Source organism: Pseudomonas sp. SIMBA_068 (genome assembly GCF_046534705.1).
Classification (GTDB): domain Bacteria; phylum Pseudomonadota; class Gammaproteobacteria; order Pseudomonadales; family Pseudomonadaceae; genus Aquipseudomonas; species Aquipseudomonas putida.
The window spans coordinates 1-258 of the sequence record NZ_JAWRYI010000929.1 but is presented as its reverse complement, the minus strand read 5'-3'; the positions used below and the strand labels follow the sequence as shown (position 1 = coordinate 258).

Sequence of the window (258 nt, the reverse complement as noted above, 5' to 3'; positions counted from 1 at the left end):
CTGTAAAACCAATACCCATACCTGCATTCGTTTCTACAACCACTTGGTGGCCGTGATTAACTAATTCACGAACACTAGCAGGAACCATACCTACGCGGTATTCATGGTTTTTGATTTCTTTAGGTACACCAATAATCATAACATTTGCCTTATTAAGAACGGATTGAAATTTTTCACTATTATATTCATGACAAGCCAGTGTGTCTCACCTTTTTTAAATGCCAAGCTAGTGTTATTATCTAAATAATAAAAATAAAC

At 34.5% G+C, this 258-nt stretch carries 1 pseudogene; it reads right to left on the bottom strand.

Annotation, left to right across the window (positions count from 1 at the left end):
• Window positions 1-139, bottom strand: a pseudogene (locus SB756_RS32120) (alanine dehydrogenase); the annotation flags it as partial.
• Window positions 140-258 lie beyond the last annotated feature (119 nt).